At 73.0% G+C, this 15,724-nt stretch carries 16 protein-coding genes; 7 read left to right on the top strand and 9 right to left on the bottom strand.

Features of this window, described 5'->3' with window-relative positions; all coding sequences use genetic code 11:
• Positions 1–41 precede the first annotated feature (41 nt).
• On the top strand, positions 42–656 hold the full coding sequence (locus tag BQ6202_RS07045; protein ID WP_072313722.1) for a DUF8185 domain-containing protein: 615 nt from the start codon (positions 42–44) through the stop codon (positions 654–656).
• On the opposite strand, the gene BQ6202_RS07040 is transcribed toward BQ6202_RS07045, so the two are convergent.
• The 5 genes from BQ6202_RS07040 to BQ6202_RS07020 are packed head-to-tail and all read right to left on the bottom strand — an operon-like array spanning position 653 to position 3,959.
• Entirely contained in the window at positions 653–1,318 is a 666-nt protein-coding gene (locus BQ6202_RS07040; RefSeq protein ID WP_143143666.1) for an HAAS signaling domain-containing protein, read from the bottom strand. The genes BQ6202_RS07045 and BQ6202_RS07040 overlap by 4 nt on opposite strands.
• A gap of 2 nt (positions 1,319–1,320) precedes the next feature.
• Positions 1,321–1,665, bottom strand: a complete 345-nt coding sequence (locus BQ6202_RS07035) for a PadR family transcriptional regulator (protein WP_072313720.1) — start codon at positions 1,663–1,665, stop codon at positions 1,321–1,323.
• A gap of 39 nt (positions 1,666–1,704) precedes the next feature.
• Positions 1,705–2,136, bottom strand: coding sequence for an NUDIX domain-containing protein (locus BQ6202_RS07030; RefSeq protein ID WP_072313719.1), 432 nt, complete (start codon positions 2,134–2,136; stop codon positions 1,705–1,707).
• Positions 2,137–2,177: 41 nt separating this feature from the next.
• Positions 2,178–3,215 (bottom strand): App1 family protein, encoded by a 1,038-nt coding sequence (locus BQ6202_RS07025; RefSeq protein ID WP_072313718.1) that lies wholly within the window; start codon positions 3,213–3,215, stop codon positions 2,178–2,180.
• 48 nt (positions 3,216–3,263) lie between these two features.
• Entirely contained in the window at positions 3,264–3,959 is a 696-nt protein-coding gene (locus tag BQ6202_RS07020) for an SOS response-associated peptidase (RefSeq protein ID WP_072313717.1), read from the bottom strand.
• 48 nt (positions 3,960–4,007) lie between these two features.
• On the opposite strand from BQ6202_RS07020, the gene BQ6202_RS07015 reads away from it, so the two are divergent.
• Positions 4,008–4,661, top strand: coding sequence for a TetR/AcrR family transcriptional regulator (locus BQ6202_RS07015; RefSeq protein ID WP_072313716.1), 654 nt, complete (start codon positions 4,008–4,010; stop codon positions 4,659–4,661).
• A gap of 3 nt (positions 4,662–4,664) precedes the next feature.
• Here BQ6202_RS07015 and BQ6202_RS07010 read toward each other — a convergent pair whose 3' ends face one another.
• Positions 4,665–5,330 carry a DedA family protein gene (locus tag BQ6202_RS07010; protein ID WP_072313980.1) on the bottom strand — a complete coding sequence of 222 codons (666 nt, stop codon included), beginning with the start codon at positions 5,328–5,330 and terminating at the stop codon, positions 4,665–4,667.
• Positions 5,330–6,163, bottom strand: coding sequence for an aminotransferase class IV (locus BQ6202_RS07005; RefSeq protein WP_083587065.1), 834 nt, complete (start codon positions 6,161–6,163; stop codon positions 5,330–5,332). Before BQ6202_RS07005 ends, BQ6202_RS07010 begins: the two co-directional genes overlap by 1 nt.
• A gap of 12 nt (positions 6,164–6,175) precedes the next feature.
• On the opposite strand from BQ6202_RS07005, the gene BQ6202_RS07000 reads away from it, so the two are divergent.
• Positions 6,176–7,513 carry an anthranilate synthase component I family protein gene (locus BQ6202_RS07000; RefSeq protein ID WP_083587064.1) on the top strand — a complete coding sequence of 446 codons (1,338 nt, stop codon included), beginning with the start codon at positions 6,176–6,178 and terminating at the stop codon, positions 7,511–7,513.
• A 46-nt stretch (positions 7,514–7,559) separates the two neighbouring features.
• On the opposite strand, the gene BQ6202_RS06995 is transcribed toward BQ6202_RS07000, so the two are convergent.
• Complete coding sequence (locus tag BQ6202_RS06995) at positions 7,560–8,030, bottom strand: SRPBCC domain-containing protein (RefSeq protein ID WP_072313715.1); 471 nt, start codon at positions 8,028–8,030, stop codon at positions 7,560–7,562.
• A gap of 113 nt (positions 8,031–8,143) precedes the next feature.
• Between BQ6202_RS06995 and leuS the strand changes: the two genes are divergently transcribed.
• The 4 genes from leuS to holA all read left to right on the top strand — a co-directional run bounded on the left by leuS (position 8,144) and on the right by holA (position 14,788).
• Positions 8,144–10,684, top strand: a complete 2,541-nt coding sequence (gene leuS / locus BQ6202_RS06990; protein WP_072313714.1) for a leucine--tRNA ligase — start codon at positions 8,144–8,146, stop codon at positions 10,682–10,684.
• A 236-nt stretch (positions 10,685–10,920) separates the two neighbouring features.
• Positions 10,921–11,514, top strand: a complete 594-nt coding sequence (locus BQ6202_RS06985) for a ComEA family DNA-binding protein (protein WP_072313713.1) — start codon at positions 10,921–10,923, stop codon at positions 11,512–11,514.
• A 16-nt stretch (positions 11,515–11,530) separates the two neighbouring features.
• A complete protein-coding gene (locus BQ6202_RS06980) occupies positions 11,531–13,789 on the top strand; it encodes a ComEC/Rec2 family competence protein (protein ID WP_072313712.1) in 2,259 nt (752 codons plus the stop codon).
• Positions 13,790–13,798: 9 nt separating this feature from the next.
• Entirely contained in the window at positions 13,799–14,788 is a 990-nt protein-coding gene (holA, locus tag BQ6202_RS06975) for a DNA polymerase III subunit delta (protein WP_072313711.1), read from the top strand.
• Between the two features lie 611 nt (positions 14,789–15,399).
• Here holA and rpsT read toward each other — a convergent pair.
• Positions 15,400–15,660 carry a 30S ribosomal protein S20 gene (gene rpsT / locus BQ6202_RS06970; protein WP_072313710.1) on the bottom strand — a complete coding sequence of 87 codons (261 nt, stop codon included), beginning with the start codon at positions 15,658–15,660 and terminating at the stop codon, positions 15,400–15,402.
• Positions 15,661–15,724 lie beyond the last annotated feature (64 nt).

Genomic DNA, 15,724 nt, shown 5'->3' with positions numbered 1-15,724 from the left:
CGAAGCTCGAGCCACGGGGGCCGCTCTAGTCTAGAGATCGCATGCACTCCATCCTCTCCCTCGACGAGCGCGCCCGCGCCGACCTCGTCCTCCTGCTCGACCGCGCCGCCGTCTTCGGCGACGGCACCGTGCGGCTCGCCGCCGACGGGCCGGTCGCGCTGCTCACGACGCCCATGACCGCATCCGCCGGCTTGCTCGACACCGGCCCGACGGTGCTCGTCGCACGCGCATCCCGCATGCGCGAGCCTGCGAGCTTCGACGGGGTGGTGGCGCTGCCCCCACTGCGCGACGCGCTGCGCGAGGGTGCAGACATCGAGGTGCCGGATGCGGTGGCGCGGCCCGCTTGGGCCGCGGTCTCGCCGCCGCAGGGCGGTTGGGCGCACACCGGCGACGTCGAGCCAGCGCGGGTGCGTGAGCTCGCGACGCAGGCGGCCGCCGACGTCGAGGCGGCGCTGCCGCGCTCGCCGGGCGAGGCTGTGCGGCGCAGGGCCGAGCGCGCCGTCTGGGGTCGCGCCGTCGACCCGAGCGGCCTGACCGCGGGCCAGGCTGCGGCGCTCGTGGCGATGCGGTTCCTGGGGGATGCGCCGGTGCGCGTGACCGAGGCCGGCGGCTGGATGCGCGCCTCGGGTCGCGCAGGCGAGGTGCTCGCCCGCTAGAGGGCGGCTCGCTCCTTCGCGAGGGCCGCTCGCTTCGAAAGCGCCGCGCCTCGCAGCAGCGCGATGGCGCAGGCCAGGGCGAGCAGGATGCCGGGAAGCGCGAACAGGACTGAGCGCCAGCGGCCCGTCATCGCGAACAGCACGCCGGCGAGCGCGAGCATCAGCACGCCCACAGCGAGGCCGGAGATCGCGAGCCATCGCACGGCGCGCCGTGCCGCGGAGCGCGCGGCGGGATCCTCTCGGCTTCGACGGCGCTCTCTGCTGAGCAGCACGGCGCCGACGCCAGCGAAGACGAACCCCGGGAGGGCGAGCACGAGCCATCGGCCGCGACCGGACATGGAGAACACGGTGCCGCCGATGAGCAGCAGGAGGACGCCGATCGCCAGGACAGCGATCGCGAGCATGAGCGGCCACGGCGACCGAGACTGCGGCGGGCGCTCAGAGTTCACCTCGGGCTGCGCCTCCGCGACGAGCTCGCGCGGCGTGCCGAGCCGGGCGAGCACGGCACGGATCTCCGCGCGATCCTCGACGGCGTCGTGCAGGTGCTCGCGGATCTGGCTGACGAGCTGCGCTCTGCGCGGCTGCGGCAGCATCGCCGCCTCCAGATCGAGCTGCTCGAGGTAGCGCTGCGCCTCGAGGGGCAGCGGAGTGGGTTGGTGCATGATCATCCCTCGCTCGGGTGCAGGATCGAGTGGACGGCGCTCGTGAAGGCCGCCCAGTCGACGCGGAAGGCCGCGAGCTCCTCGCGGCCGGTGGCGGTGAGCCGGTAGTAGCGGCGTGGGCGCTCCGTGTCGGAGACCACCCAGGTGCTCTCGACGGCGCCTGAATCCTGCAAGCGCGTCAGCAACGGGTAGACGGTGCCCTCGCTCGCGACGAGCTCGAGCGCCGAGAGCTCGCGCACGATCTCGAGCCCGTAGCGGTCGCGCGATTCGAGCAGCGCCAGCACGACCGGCCCGAGCACGCCCTTGCGCAGCTGCGGCGCCGCGGAAGAACCTTCGCCGCTCACCATGTCAGGCACCATACCTTGCGATGCACAGTATGGGAAGGGTCAGGGTCGCGCGCGCTCGATCAGCTGCAGCAGGCCCGCAGGCACGATCTCGAGCTCGGGGTCTTCGAACCGCTCGGAGGCGAGCCACCAGACCGGGTGCCCGGCGTCCGTCGCCGACGGCAGCGCCGCATCCGTCGACAGTCGAGCGGTGAAGACGTGCACCAGCTCGTGCAGCTCGCGGCCGGCGAATCGCAGGCGGTGCTCGAGGGTGCCGAGCGGTGCCACCTCGAGCGCATCGGCTCCGAGCTCCTCCCGCAGCTCGCGCGCCACGGCATCCGACGCAGCCTCGCCCTCATCGATGCCGCCGCCCGGCGGCCGCACCAGCGTGCGAGGACGGCCGGCCCCAGCGGAGCCGGGCTCGACCGCGCTCGTCACGAGCATCGCGCCGTCAGCTCGCAGGATGACCGCGATCGCGATGTGGCGGGCGCTCACCGGTGTCGGCTCACGTCACGACGCTGCGGCACGGGGAGCCGTCACAGCACGTCGAGGCCGGGGATCGCCGCGAGCTCCTTCGCGAGCCCGCCGCCGTTCGACGACCACACCCACGGGTGCATCGAGCGCGTCTCCGCGTGCTTGCGTCCACCGGCGAGCACGGCCTCCTGCGGCGAGAGCTCGCGGATCGCGACCGCGTGCACCGAGGTCGGATGCGCGTTCGCGAACTCGCCGTAGATCGCCTCGTCGTGCTGGCCGTCGTCGCCGACGAGCAGCCACGTGATGTCGGGGAACTCCTTGGCGAGCCGCCGCAGCTGCTGCCGCTTGTGATCCTGACCTGAGCGGAAGAAGCGGTCGTGGGTCGGCCCCCAGTCGGTCAGCAGCATGCTGCCGGACGGGTAGAGGTTCCGCGAGAGGAAGCGGCTGAGCGTCGGGGCCGCGTTCCACGCACCGGTGGAGAGGTAGACGAAGGGGCTGTTCGGATGCTCGTTGGCGATGCGCTCGTAGAGCACGGCCATGCCGGGCACCGGCTGACGACCGTGCTCGTCGAGCACGAACGCGTTCCAGGCGGCGAGCAGCGGGCGGGGGAGCGAGGTGACCATCACGGTGTCGTCGATGTCGCTGACGACGCCGAAGCGGGTCGTCGGGTCGACCACGAAGACGGGGGCGACGACCGGCACGGAGCCGGCGACGCTGAGCGTGACCTCCTGCCAGCCCGGCTCGAGGCGGAACGGCACGATGGCGTCGACCAGACCGCCGCGGTCGGCGATCACGACGTGGCGCTCGCCATTGGCCTCGAGGGTCACATCGATGTGGTTGAGCGCGATCGAGGTGAACGAGCGCCAGCCGCGCACGTTCTCGTAGTGCACGCTCTGCTCCTTGCCGGGCTGCACGAGCAGCACGCGGGCGAGCACCCGCACCCAGCCGTCGCCGCCGTACCCGGGGTAGGCGACGATCGCGGGCAGACGGCCGGCGCGCAGCGCGTTCGCCTCACGGTGCTCGTGCACCCAGTCCTCGATGCGCGCAGCGGTGTGCTTGATGGGTTCGGGGATGCGCGAGAGCGGATCGAGCTCCTCCATGCGTGACCTCCCGAGCCGTGGACGCCCCTCGACCCTACTGGCTGTCCGCTATGCGGGGTTGAGCGGCGCGATGAGCTCGACGCCCTGCTCGCGCACGTTGCCGACCCGCGACCCGACGACGTGCACGCTGAGGCCCGCCACCGCATCCGCGGCCTCGGCCACGACCGCCTCGAGGGCGGCCTCGCCGTCCTCCGTCGGGTCGAGCCACGCATCCCGCATCTCGGGCGAGACGACCACCGGCATGCGCTCGTGGATCGCGGAGAGCTCGCCTGCAGACGCGGTCGTGAGGATCGAGGTCGACAGCAGCCAGGCGCCGTCGGGCCGCTTCCACCAGGCGTACAGGCCCGCGAACGAGATCGGCTGCTCGCCGTGGATGTAGTGCGGGGTCTTCGCATCGTCGTGCTTCTGCCACTCGAACCACCCGTCGGCGGGCACGAGGGCTCGCCGCTCGCGCACGGCGTCGCGGAACATCGGCTTCGACGCCGCCGTCTCGCTCCGGGCGTTGAAGGCGCGCGCGCCGACCGAGACGTCGTCGGCCCAGGCGGGCACGAGGCCCCAGCGCGCAGCCTCGAGCCGCCGCGTCGGCGGTGCATCGTCGCGCGGCTGCGGCTCCACCACGATCGGCACCGACGAGGTCGGTGGGATGTTCCAGCTCGGCTCGGGCAGATCGGCGCCCGTCTCATCGATCTCGAACAGCGCGACCAGGTCGCTCGCAGGGCTCGCCATCACGTACCGTCCACACATACCCGCGATGCTCCCACCGATCGGTGCCGGATGCGACAGGATGGCGACATGAACGATCGAAGCTCCCCGGCGCCCTCGGTGACCGTGCGGAACGAGCCGGTGCAGGCGCGCGCCGCCCACCGGATCGAAGCCCTGCTGGATGCCGCTGCGGCCGTCGTGGTCGAGCACGGCATCGAGCACCTCACGACCGCGCTGGTCGCCGAGCGTGCCGGCGCCTCGATCGGCACGGTCTACCGCTACTTCCCCGATCGGGTCGCGGTGCTCGTGGCGCTCGCGGAGCGCAACCTGGAGCGCATGCGGCTCGCGATCGAGCGTGTGCTCATCGTCGACCACCCGTCGTGGCCGGAGGCGATGGACGCGATCGTCGGCGCGATGGTGGAGACGTTCCGCGAGGTGCCGTCGTTCCGCATGCTCCGCACGGGCGAGGGGCTCGACCTCGGGCCTCAGCACCGCGAGGCCGTGGCCCCGCTGTTCGTCGACGACATGGTCGAGTACCTGCAGGAGCGCTGGGGGATCGAGACCGACGCCGAGCAGCGGCAGCGCCTCGAGCTCGGCATCGGCGGGCTCGACGCGCTCGTCACCTACGCCTTCCTGCACGATGCAGACGGCGATCCTCGCTACCTCCAGATGGGCGTGCAGCTCGCGCAGGCGCAGATCGGCGAGCTCTTCCCCACCGAGCGACCGGCGACCGCCCAGCGCTGATCGTCAGCTGGCGGCGTCCTCGTCATCGTCGTCGACCATGTGGCGCGCCTCGAAGCGCCCGATCACGCGCTTGGCCGCCCACACCAGCAGGATGAACGCGGCGACGACCGCGACCATGATGTAGCCGGCGCCATGCAGCTGATCGGCCAGCTCGCGATAGGTGCCGCCCGCGAGCCACCCGGCGGAGGCGTAGGCGGCCGCCCACACGACGCATGCCGGGATCGTCCAGGCGAGGAACCGTCGGTACGGCATCGCGGAGGCGCCGACGATGAGCGGCACGAGGGAGTGCGCGACCGGCAGGAAGCGCGACAGGAAGATGGCTGGTCCGCCGCGGCGCGCCAGATAGCGCTCCGTGCGACGCCACTGCGCGGATGCCTTCGGCCACCGTCGCGCGAGCCAGGTGTCGATCTTCGGCCCGAGCCAGTGCCCGATGGCGAAGCCGATCGACTCGCCGGCCAGGGCGCCCACCACCACGGCGCCGATGAGCGCGAGCCACCAGGGCCAGGCCTCCACTGCGAGCGCCGCGACGATCACGATCGTGTCGCCGGGCACGACGAGCCCGAGCAGCACGCTCGTCTCGAGCATCATCGCGATCCCGGCGACGATGGTGCGCAGCAGCGGATCGATCGAGGCGACGGCGTCGAGGAAGCCGCCGATGATGTCGTCGATCACCGCTGGCTCACGCTCGGCGCCGCGCGCCTCTCGTCGAGCTCGCGCTGCCACTGCTCGGCGCGGGTGGGGAGCGCGAGTCGCGGGCCGTCGATCCAGCTCGTGACGGCACGGATGCCCCGAAGCGCGTTCGCGAGCCAGACCTCGCACCCCTCCAGCTCAGCGGGCGTCGCGCGCTCCTCGCGCACCTCGATGCCCTCGCTGGCAGCGATCTCGATGAGCACAGCCGCCGTCACCGACGGCAGCAGCGGGACGCTGCCGGCGGGCACGCACAGCACGTCGCCACGCCACCACAGCAGCGCCGACCAGGTGCCCTCGGCGACGAGCCCGCCGACGGTGATGATCGGCTCCGCCTCGAGGCCGATGCGGGCCACCTCCTCGGCCTGCAGAGCGGCGAGCGCGACGAGGTCCGGGCCCTTCCGCTGCGGCAGCGTGCGCGGGTCACGCCCCGCTGTCACGGCGGTGACGCGCATCGACGGTGCAGGAGGCGTCCTGATCCGCAGTCGGATGCCGTCCGGAGCGAGGTCGAGTCGCGGAGACCAGCGGCCGAGCGCCGGCACGTGCTGTGCCGCGGCCGCGGCCGCCACCAGGGCGTCGTGACCGTCGCCGCCTGCCGCTGCCACGGCATCCGCGAACCGCCGATGGTGCCGCTCGAGGGCGAGCACCCGGCCGTCGTCGACGAGCCAGGAGTCGGCCGCCGAGGTCGCGGCGATGGGCGCTGCACTGGGCGAGAACCCCGACGGCGTCCACGCGAGCGAGACGGGTGCCTCAGCGGCCGCGAGCGCCGGCGGAGCGGGCCGCCCCCGGTCCCGCACAGCCTCGGTCCCGCTCATAGGATCGACCCTATGCCAGCGACCTCTGTGCTGCTCCTGCCGCACCTCGGCGCCCGCTGGGCGACGCCGGTCGAGGCCACCCCCGAGGCTGCCTTCGCCGCGCTCGAGGCCCGCGGCGGCGACGTCGTCTGGCTCGACTCCTCGTCGAGCGGCGCGCACGTCATCGGCGTCGGCGCGCACTCGCTCGTGGTGCGCGGCGGCCGCGCGACGCTCGACGGCGAGCCGGTCGAGGGTGACGCCGTGGCCGCGCTCGAGCACGCCCGCACGCGGCTTCCGGGCGCTTGGGTGGGCTGGTTCGGCTACGAGTCGGGGGTGCGGATGCTGGGGGTCGCGGCCGAGCCGGACGACGCGGGAGCGGGTCGGTTCCCCGAGGCGGCGTGGCTGCTGCTCGATCGCTGGGTGGTGTCGGTGGACGGCAGCGCGCAGCTGCAGTCGCGCGAGGGACAGCCCTGGGAGCTCGCGCGTGCGCCGGAGGCCACGGTGCGCGGGGAGCTGCGGGCCGAGGACCGCATCGACGCCGAGCTGCTGCGCTGGCGCGACGAGGATGCCGCGTACGCCGAGAAGGTCGAGCGCTGCCGCGAGCACATCCGCGAGGGCGACTCCTACGTCCTGTGCCTGACGACCGCGATCGAGGGGCCGCCGATCGACGCGATCGCGACGCACGCGAGGCTGCGGGCCGCCAGCCCCGTGCACCACGGCGGCCTGCTGCGGATCGCCGGCGTCACGGTCTCGAGCGCGAGCCCCGAGACCTTCCTGCACGTCGAGGGAGGCGTGGCGACCACCCGCCCCATCAAGGGCACGCGGCGCCGGGGCGACGCGGCCGGCGTGGTCGGCGGCGCCGATGACGCGGCGCTCGCGCTCGAGCTCTTCGAGAGCGAGAAGGAGCGCGCCGAGAACGTCATGATCGTCGACCTGTGCCGCAACGACCTGCAGCGCGTGAGCGAGCCCGGCTCGGTCGAGGTGACGAGCCTGCTCGAGGTTGAGACCTACCCCACGGTGCATCAGCTCGTGTCGACCGTGCGCGGGCGACTCCTGCCGGGTCTCGGCCCGCTCGACGCCGTGCGGGCGCTGTTCCCCGCCGGTTCGATGACGGGGGCGCCGAAGCGCCGCACGGTCGAGCTGCTGCGGGCGCTCGAGGGCGCGCCGCGGGGCGTCTACAGCGGATGCTTCGGACTGGTCGCGGGGGACACGTGCCACCTAGCGATGGTCATCAGGAGCGTCGTCGCCGACGGGCACGGCACGCACATCGGGGTCGGCGGCGGCGTGACGGCGCTGTCGGATGCGACGTTCGAGGTGGAGGAGCTGCACGTGAAGGCCGCAGCCGTGCTCGCCGCGCTCGTGCCGCGCTGAGCGCCGGCGAGTGCATCGCCCACCACCGCGCGGTGGCGCGGCAGGATCAGGCCTGCAGGCCCTCCGCGAGCTCGACGAGCTCGTCGAGCTCGACCGTCCAGCCGGCGGCGAGGGAGCGCAGCGCCTCCCGGCGCGTCGAGTCGTCGCCCTCGAGCGGGAAGCCCGACTCCACCAGGTGCACCTGCGCGCACCCGTCGATCTCCGCGAGCGTGATCTCGACCGACGAGGCACGGCCCGAGAGGATGCCCTCGGCCCACTCGAAGGCGAAGCGCCGCTGGGGCTCGACGTCGAGGACGCGGGCGGCGAGCACGACCTCGCCCGTCCAGGCGAAGCGGCCGAGCGCGCCGGGAGCGACGCCTTCGGGGAAGGCGGCGATGTCGCCGAGCCACTGCGCGAGCAGGTCTGGCTCCACCAGGCATCGCCACACGGTCGCGACCGGCGCATCCACCGAGACGATGCGCGTCACGCGCGATGCGGGTACGTCGACCGTCGCAGGCGGGTTCTCGAACTCCGGCACGCACACCTCCTCGACGCTCCTCGACGATTGTGGCACGACGCGCGCCTGGCTGGTCGCGCCTAGACTGGAGAGCCGGTGCAGCCGCCGACGGCTGACCCCACCCAGGAGCATCAGTGACCGACGAGACCTACGACTTCGCCCGCATCGAGCAGCGCTGGCTGCCCGTGTGGGAGGCCCTGCGACCCTTCGCCACGGACGACGAGACCGACGCGCGCCCGCGCAAGTACGTGCTCGACATGTTCCCGTACCCCTCGGGCGACCTCCACATGGGTCACGCCGAGTCCTACGCCTACGGCGACGTGCTCGCGCGCTACTGGCGACAGCAGGGCTTCAACGTGCTGCACCCGATCGGATGGGACTCCTTCGGCCTCCCCGCCGAGAACGCGGCGATCCAGCGCGGCATCGACCCGAAGGCCTGGACAGCGGCGAACATCGAGCAGCACAAGCGCTCGATGCGCAAGTACGCGACGGCGTTCGACTGGGACCGCATCCTGCACACCAGCGACCCCCAGTACTACAAATGGAACCAGTGGCTGTTCCTCGAGCTCTACAAGGCCGGCCTCGCGTATCGCAAGCCCTCCAACGTCAACTGGTGCCCGAAGGATCAGACGGTGCTCGCGAACGAGCAGGTCGTCGACGGTGCCTGCGAGCGCTGCGGCACCCCCGTCGTCAAGAAGAAGCTGACGCAGTGGTACTTCAAGATCACCGACTACGCCGACCGCCTGCTCGACGACCTGAACCAGCTCGAGGGCCGCTGGCCCGAGAAGGTGCTGCGCATGCAGCGCAACTGGATCGGGCGCTCCGAGGGCGCTGAGGTCGAGTTCGAGATCGAGGGCCACGCGGGTCGCGTGCCCGTCTTCACGACCCGGCCCGACACGCTCTACGGCGCCACCTTCCTGGTCGTCGCGCCCGACTCCGACCTAGCGGCAGAGCTGGCTGCGGGTGCTGACCCGGCGGTGCGGATGCGCTTCCAGGCCTACCTGGACGACGTCGGCCGGATGACGGAGATCGACCGCCAGAGCACCGAGCGCGTCAAGACGGGCGTCGACCTCGGGCGCTTCGCGACCCATCCGCTGACGGGCGAGCGGATGCCCGTGTGGGCCGCCGACTACGTGCTGGCCGACTACGGCCACGGCGCGGTCATGGGCGTGCCCGCGCACGACCAGCGCGACCTCGACTTCGCGCGCGCCTTCGACCTGCCGGTGCGCGTCGTCGTCGACACGAACGCCCCCGTCACGGGCGTCATGCCGCAGATCCCGCTCGACGACGAGGGCAACGCCGTCTGGCCGGAGGAGCAGCCGCCGCTCGACCCGAAGTCGACCGGTGAGGCGCTCACCGGTGACGGCCGCATGATCAACTCGGGTGAGCTCGACGGCATGTCGAAGGCGCACGCCATCAGCCGGATGGTGCAGCTGCTCGAGCAGCGCGGTGTCGGTCGCGCCGCGAAGACCTACCGCCTGCGCGACTGGCTCGTGAGCCGTCAGCGCTACTGGGGCACGCCCATCCCGATCATCCACACCGCAGACGGGCAGGAGGTGCCGGTGCCGCTCGAGCAGCTGCCCGTCACGCTGCCCGACTCCGACGGGCTCGACCTGAAGCCGAAGGGCACGAGCCCGCTCGGCGCGGCCGAGGACTGGGTGAACGTGCCCTCGCCGATCGACGGCAGCCCCGCCAAGCGCGACGCCGACACGATGGACACCTTCGTCGACTCGTCCTGGTACTACCTGCGGTTCCTCAACCCGACCGACGACACGCAGCCGTTCGACCGCGCGCAGGTCGAGCGCTGGGCCCCCGTCGACCGCTACGTGGGCGGCGTCGAGCACGCGATCCTGCACCTGCTCTACGCGCGCTTCATCACGAAGGTGCTCTTCGACCTGGGGCACGTGCCCTTCACCGAGCCCTTCGAGTCGCTGCTCAACCAGGGCATGGTGATCCTCGACGGCTCGAAGATGTCGAAGTCGAAGGGCAACCTCGTCACGCTCTCGGAGGAGCTCGAGCAGTTCGGCGTGGACGCGGTGCGCTTGACGATGTCGTTCGCCGGCCCGCCGGAGGACGACATCGACTGGAAGGACGTCAGCCCGACCGGCTCGCAGAAGTTCCTGGCGCGCGCGTGGCGGCTCTCGATCGAGCAGCTCGCGAAGCCCGGGACCGACCCGAAGCCCGGCGACCGTGCACTGCGGCGCGAGACGCACAAGTTCTTGGCGGATGCGCCGGGCCTCGTCGAGGCGCTGAAGTTCAACGTCGTCGTCGCTCGCCTGATGGAGCTGACGAACGCGACCCGCAAGGCGGTCGACTCGGGTCCCGGTGCCGCGGACCCCGCGGTGCGAGAGGCGGTCGAGACGATCGCGCTCGGCCTCTCGCTCTTCGCGCCGTACACGGCGGAGGACATGTGGGCGAACCTCGGCCACGAGCCCTCGGTCGCGAACGCGGGGTGGCGCGAGGCCGATCGCTCGCTCATCAAGGAGCAGACGGTCACGGCAGTCGTGCAGGTGAACGGCAAGGTGCGCGACCGCATCGACGTGGCTGCAGACATCACGGATGCGGAGCTCGAGGCCGCGGCGCGCGAGCTCGCGGGCGTGCAGCGAGCTGTCGGCGACGCCGAGATCCGCACGGTCATCGTGCGCGCGCCGAGGCTCGTCAACCTCGTCATCTAGCCACTTCCGCCGGCTGCCCTTCGACTCGGTGTGCGCCTGCGGCGCGCACCGGCTCAGGATCCGCCGGTCCGCGCCCTCCGGGCGTCCCTGTCGGCTGAGCCGGTCCGCGCCCTCCGGGCGTCCCTGTCGGCTGAGCCGGTCCGCGCCCTCCGAGCGCTGACCGTGTCGAAGCCCGCCGTCCACAGGCGCGCCCGGCGCACTGACGCGGCCCGCCGCATCCGCCCTACCGTGCCCGGATGGCCGGAACGGATGCGCGCTGGCGGCTGGGGGCCGGGGCCGCCGTGCTGCTCGTGCTCGGCGCGGTCGCCGGCGGTGTCGCGCAGCGGATGGTGGCGGACGCGCAGCCCGACGCGATGCTGCCCTCGCCCGTCGCGACCGCCACCGCCGACCTCGTCGTCGACGTGCAGGGCGCCGTCGATCGGCCCGGCGTCTATCGGCTGCCGCAGGGCTCGCGCGTGCTGGACGCGCTGGCGAGGGCTGGCGGCACCGGTGACGACGCGGCAGCCGGCGCGCTGAACCTCGCGCGGACGCTCGTCGACGGCGAGCAGCTCATCGTGCCGACGCTCGACGAGCAGGCGGCGGCGTCCGAGGCGGCTGCCGCGGGCGGCGGCACCTCGGGTGTCGGGACAGGGCCGGGCGGTCTGGTCTCGATCAACCGCGCCGATCAGGCGGCGCTCGAAGCGCTGCCCCGGGTGGGCCCCTCGCTCGCGATGGCGATCATCGCGCACCGCGACGAGCAGGGTCCCTTCACCGACATCGCGCAGCTCGACGACGTCTCGGGCATCGGTCCCGCGCTGCTGGCGACGCTCACGCCGCTGGTGACGCTGTGACGGGCGGGCGCGGCTGATGCGCGACCTGCGGCTCGCCCTGCCCGTCGCGATCGCGTGGGCCGTGCTGGCCGTCCTCAGCGCGCATGCCGCGCTGCTGGGTGCCGCGGCCGCGGTCACCGGGGGAGCCGCGGTGGCGTGCTTGGTGGTCGCGCACGTCGCTCGCCGGCGGCTGCCGAGCTTCGCCGTCGACGTCCTGCGCACGCTCGCGCTCGGCATGGGCCTCGCGTGCCCGCTGCTCTTCGCCGGCGACGGCGTCGTGGCGAGCGGCTTCGAGGCGTGCGACGAGCTGACGCTGCTGCTGCTCGGTCAGGCGGCGCCGACGGAGGTGGTGGTGACCGGGTGCGCGGCCGATGGTGCAGAGCGGCACGCGCTGCGCAGCGCGATGCTGCTGCGGGGGCCGGATGCGCCGCTCACGATCGGCGGCACGGCGAGGGGTCCCTGCGACGCCTGGCTCGACGGCTCCCGCTGGCTGCTCACCTGCAGCGAGCTCGAGCTGACCGAGCCGGCGGCGTGGGCAGCCTGGGCAGGACCGCTGCGCGACGGGCTGCTGCAGGCCTCTGCACAGCTGCCGGGTGTTGGCGGCGAGCTGCTGCCGGGCCTCTCGATCGGCGACGAGCGGCGGGTGAGCCCGCAGCTGCGCACGGCGATGCTGGACACCGGGCTATCGCACCTGACCGCGGTCTCGGGTGCGAACTGCGTCATCGTCGTGGGTGCGGCGTTCCAGGGTGCGGCGGCGCTCGGCGCGCGCCGCCCGGTGCGGGTGCTCGTCGCGGCGGTCGCGCTCGCCGCGTTCGTCGTGCTCGTGACGCCGGAGCCCTCCGTCGTGCGCGCCGGTGCGATGGCGTCGATCGGGCTGCTCGGCATCGTCACCGGGCGCCGCGCCGGCGCGGTTGCGCTGCTCTCGCTCGCGGTGCTCGTCGTGCTGCTGCTGCAGCCGCACCTCGCGACCAGCGCCGGCTTCGCGCTCTCGGCCCTGGCGACGTGCGGCCTCATCGTGCACGCGCGGCCCATCGCCGCAGTGCTCTCGCGGGCGCTGCCGACGCCGATCGCGGCGCTCGTCTCGGTGCCCATCGCCGCGCAGCTGTGGTGCATGCCGGTGCTCGTCGGACTCGATGCGCGGGTCAGCCTGGTCTCGGTGCTCGCGAACCTGCTGGCCGGCCCAGCGGCCCCCATCGTCACGATCGTGGGCCTGGCCGCGTGCCTGGCCGCGCCGCTCGCGCCCGCTGTCGCGATCGGCCTCGCGTGGGTCGCCTGGATCCCCGCGGCGTGGATCGCCGAGGTCGCGATGCTCGCCCAGCAGCTCCCAGCCGCGCAGATCCCGTGGCCGAGCCCGCCCTGGGGCGTGCTCGCCGCATCCGCGATGCTCGCCCTCGTCACGCTCGGGCATGCACGCGCACGGCTCGCGCGCGGCATCGCGGCGGCGCTCGTGCTCGGCGCCGCGGTGGGGCTCGGAGCAGCGTGGCCGGGCATCAGGCTCGGCTCGCTCGCCGACTGGCGCGTGGCGCAGTGCGACGTCGGGCAGGGGAGCGCGACGCTCGTGCGGCACGAGGGTGCGACCGTGCTCATAGACACGGGCGAGGACCCGGCGCTCGTGCAGCGGTGCCTAAGCATGCTGGGCGTGCAGCGCGTCGACATGCTGGTGCTGACGCACTTCGACGTGGATCACGCGGGCGGCTCGCCCGCGCTGGTCGGTCGTACGGGGCTGCTCGTGCACGGACCGCTCGACGACCGCGCCGGCCCGGTGGTCGACGAGCTGGTGGCAGCCGGCGCCTCGGCGCACGAGGCGCGGCGCGGCGACGCCTGGCAGGTCGGCGGCATGCGCATCGAGGCGCTGTGGCCCGTGGGCGAGGCCGAGCCGGGCAACGACGCGAGCGTCGCGGTCTCGGTCGACTGGCCCGGCGAGGCGGGTGCTGCCGACGCGATCGAGCTCGTGGTGCTCGGCGACCTGGGTGCGCAGTCGCAGTCGCGGCTGCTGCGGGCGGGAGTGCCTGCGGCGGCGGCGGTCGTCGTGGCGCACCACGGCTCGGCCGATCAGCTGCCTGCGCTCTATCGGCGCATCGGCGCCTCGGTCGGCCTCATCGGCGTGGGTGAGAACGACTACGGCCACCCCACGGATGCGGCGCTGCGACTCGTGCAGGAGACCGGCGGTGTGCCGCTGCGCACCGACGAGCGCGGCACGATCGCGCTCGCCGTCGACGAGGACGGTGTGCGGATGTGGTCGGAGCGCTCAGGATCGTCTGCCGCGGAGTCCGGCGGGGTGGGCGGCCCGCCCTAGGCTGGTGGCATGGCAGCGAGCATCCCGAAGATCAGCTGGGAGCAGGTGTCGCCTGCCCCCGTCGTGCTGGTGTTCGGCAAGGAGTCGTTCCTCGCCGACCGTGCCCTCCAGCGGCTGCGGTCGCTCCTCGTCTTGGAGGATCCAGAGCTCGAGGTCTCCGACCTCGACGCCGGGCAGTACACCGATGGCGCGCTCGAGCTGATCGCGAGCCCGTCGCTGTTCGACGAGCCGCGGCTCGTCCGCGTCGAGAACGCCGTGAAGGCGACGGATGCGTTCATCGCCGATGCGCTCCGCTACCTGCAGCAGCCCGTCGACGGCACGACCCTCGTCATCCGCCACGACGGCTCGACCGTGCGCGGCAAGAAGCTGCTCGACGCGATCCGGGCGATGCCCGGCGCGATCGAGGTGATCTGCCAGCCGCTCGGCAGGGGAGACATGCTGCCCTTCGCGCGCAACGAGCTGCGCCTGCTCGAGCGCGAGGCGACGCAGGGCGCCGTCGCGGCGCTCGTCGACGCCTTCCACTCCGACGTCGCCGAGCTCGCGAACGCCATCCGGCAGGTGGCGCTCGACACCGAGGGCCCGGTGACCGAGCAGGTCGTGCGCACCTACTACGCGGGCCGCGTCGAGACGACGGCCTTCGCGGTGGTCGACGAGGTGATCGCCCGCGACACGGCGAAGGCGCTCGTGACGCTGCGGCAGGCCATCGCCACCGGTGCGGATCCCGTGCCGATCGTCGCGGCGTTCGCGATGCGCTTCCGGCAGCTGGCGAAGGTCTCGGGCGTCTCAGGCGGCGGGCCGCAGGCCGCGCGGCAGCTGGGCATGCAGGACTGGCAGCTGACGAACGCCCGCCGCGACCTGCAGCACTTCAGCGACGCGAGCCTGTGCGACGCGATCGAGGCGATCGCGCACGCCGACCACGCGGTGAAGGGCGCCGAGCGCGACGCGCACTACGCGGTCGAGCGCCTCGTGCGCCAGGTGGCGTCGCGCAGCGCGGCCTGATCGCCGCCGACCCCCGCTCGCCGCCGACACCCCGTCTCCCACCACGGCGCGGCGCGCTCCACGCCTGAGTGGCGTTTCCTGCACCTGAGTGGCGCTTCCTGCGCCTGAGTGGCGCTTCCTGCACCTGAGTGGCGCTTCCCGCACCTGAGTGGCGCTTCCTGCGCTTGAGTGGCGCTTCCGGCGCTTGAGTGGCGCTTCCCGCGCCTGAGTGGCGCTTCCCGCGCTTGAGTGGCGCTTCCTGCGCCTGAGTGGCGGCTCCCGTCATCGAGAGGCGGTTCGAGACGTCGAGTGTCACCATCGCGTGAGGACGGGCCTCTACGCCATCTCGGCATCGGGCGGCGGTCCGCATGCAGTTAGCGAGCCCGGCCACGTGTCGGAGCCGCCGCTCACCTGCGGGAGGCGCCGCTCACCTGCGGGAGGCGCCGCTCACCTGCGGGAGGCGCCACTCACCTGCGGGAGGCGCCACTCACCTGCGGGAGGCGCCACTCACCTGCGGGAGGCGCCAATCACCTGCGGGAGGCGCCAATCGGGGGCGCAGGCAAGGTGCCGCTCGGGGCGAAGCGCAGAAGAGGGGACCCCTCGCGGGGTCCCCTCAGCGCGCGCGGCTCAGATCAGAGCGCGGCGACCTGCTTCGCGATGGCCGACTTGCGGTTCGCGGCCTGCTTCTTGTGGATGACGCCCTTGGAGACGGCCTTGTCGAGCTTGCGGGCGGCGACCGAGACCTTCTCCTGCGCCACGGCTGCATCGCCAGCGGCGATGGCCTTCTTCGCCTCGCGCACAGCGGTGCGGAGCTCGCTCTTGATCGCGCGGTTGCGGTCGGTGGCCTTCTGGTTCGTCAGAATGCGCTTGATCTGCGACTTGATGTTCGCCATGGTGTCCTGTTCTGGTTCGTACGAGTGATTGGCGGCGGCTTCTGCTCACCAGAGCCCGCCGCGA

The organism is Agrococcus sp. Marseille-P2731 (genome assembly GCF_900117395.1).
In the GTDB taxonomy this organism is placed as follows: Bacteria; Actinomycetota; Actinomycetes; order Actinomycetales; family Microbacteriaceae; genus Agrococcus.
This window is presented reverse-complemented; position numbering and strand designations above follow the sequence as displayed.

What these genes read in the sequence shown, in the direction of transcription:
- BQ6202_RS07045 (WP_072313722.1), top strand. Translation starts at nt 42, where the DNA reads ATGCACTCCATCCTCTCCCTCGACGAGCGCGCCCGCGCCGACCTCGTC.
- BQ6202_RS07040 (WP_143143666.1), bottom strand. Translation starts at nt 1,318, where the DNA reads ATGCACCAACCCACTCCGCTGCCCCTCGAGGCGCAGCGCTACCTCGAG.
- BQ6202_RS07035 (WP_072313720.1), bottom strand. Translation starts at nt 1,665, where the DNA reads ATGGTGAGCGGCGAAGGTTCTTCCGCGGCGCCGCAGCTGCGCAAGGGC.
- BQ6202_RS07025 (WP_072313718.1), bottom strand. Translation starts at nt 3,215, where the DNA reads ATGGAGGAGCTCGATCCGCTCTCGCGCATCCCCGAACCCATCAAGCAC.
- BQ6202_RS07020 (WP_072313717.1), bottom strand. Translation starts at nt 3,959, where the DNA reads ATGTGTGGACGGTACGTGATGGCGAGCCCTGCGAGCGACCTGGTCGCG.
- BQ6202_RS07015 (WP_072313716.1), top strand. Translation starts at nt 4,008, where the DNA reads ATGAACGATCGAAGCTCCCCGGCGCCCTCGGTGACCGTGCGGAACGAG.
- BQ6202_RS07005 (WP_083587065.1), bottom strand. Translation starts at nt 6,163, where the DNA reads ATGAGCGGGACCGAGGCTGTGCGGGACCGGGGGCGGCCCGCTCCGCCG.
- BQ6202_RS07000 (WP_083587064.1), top strand. Translation starts at nt 6,176, where the DNA reads ATGCCAGCGACCTCTGTGCTGCTCCTGCCGCACCTCGGCGCCCGCTGG.
- BQ6202_RS06985 (WP_072313713.1), top strand. Translation starts at nt 10,921, where the DNA reads ATGGCCGGAACGGATGCGCGCTGGCGGCTGGGGGCCGGGGCCGCCGTG.
- BQ6202_RS06980 (WP_072313712.1), top strand. Translation starts at nt 11,531, where the DNA reads ATGCGCGACCTGCGGCTCGCCCTGCCCGTCGCGATCGCGTGGGCCGTG.
- holA (WP_072313711.1), top strand. Translation starts at nt 13,799, where the DNA reads ATGGCAGCGAGCATCCCGAAGATCAGCTGGGAGCAGGTGTCGCCTGCC.
- rpsT (WP_072313710.1), bottom strand. Translation starts at nt 15,660, where the DNA reads ATGGCGAACATCAAGTCGCAGATCAAGCGCATTCTGACGAACCAGAAG.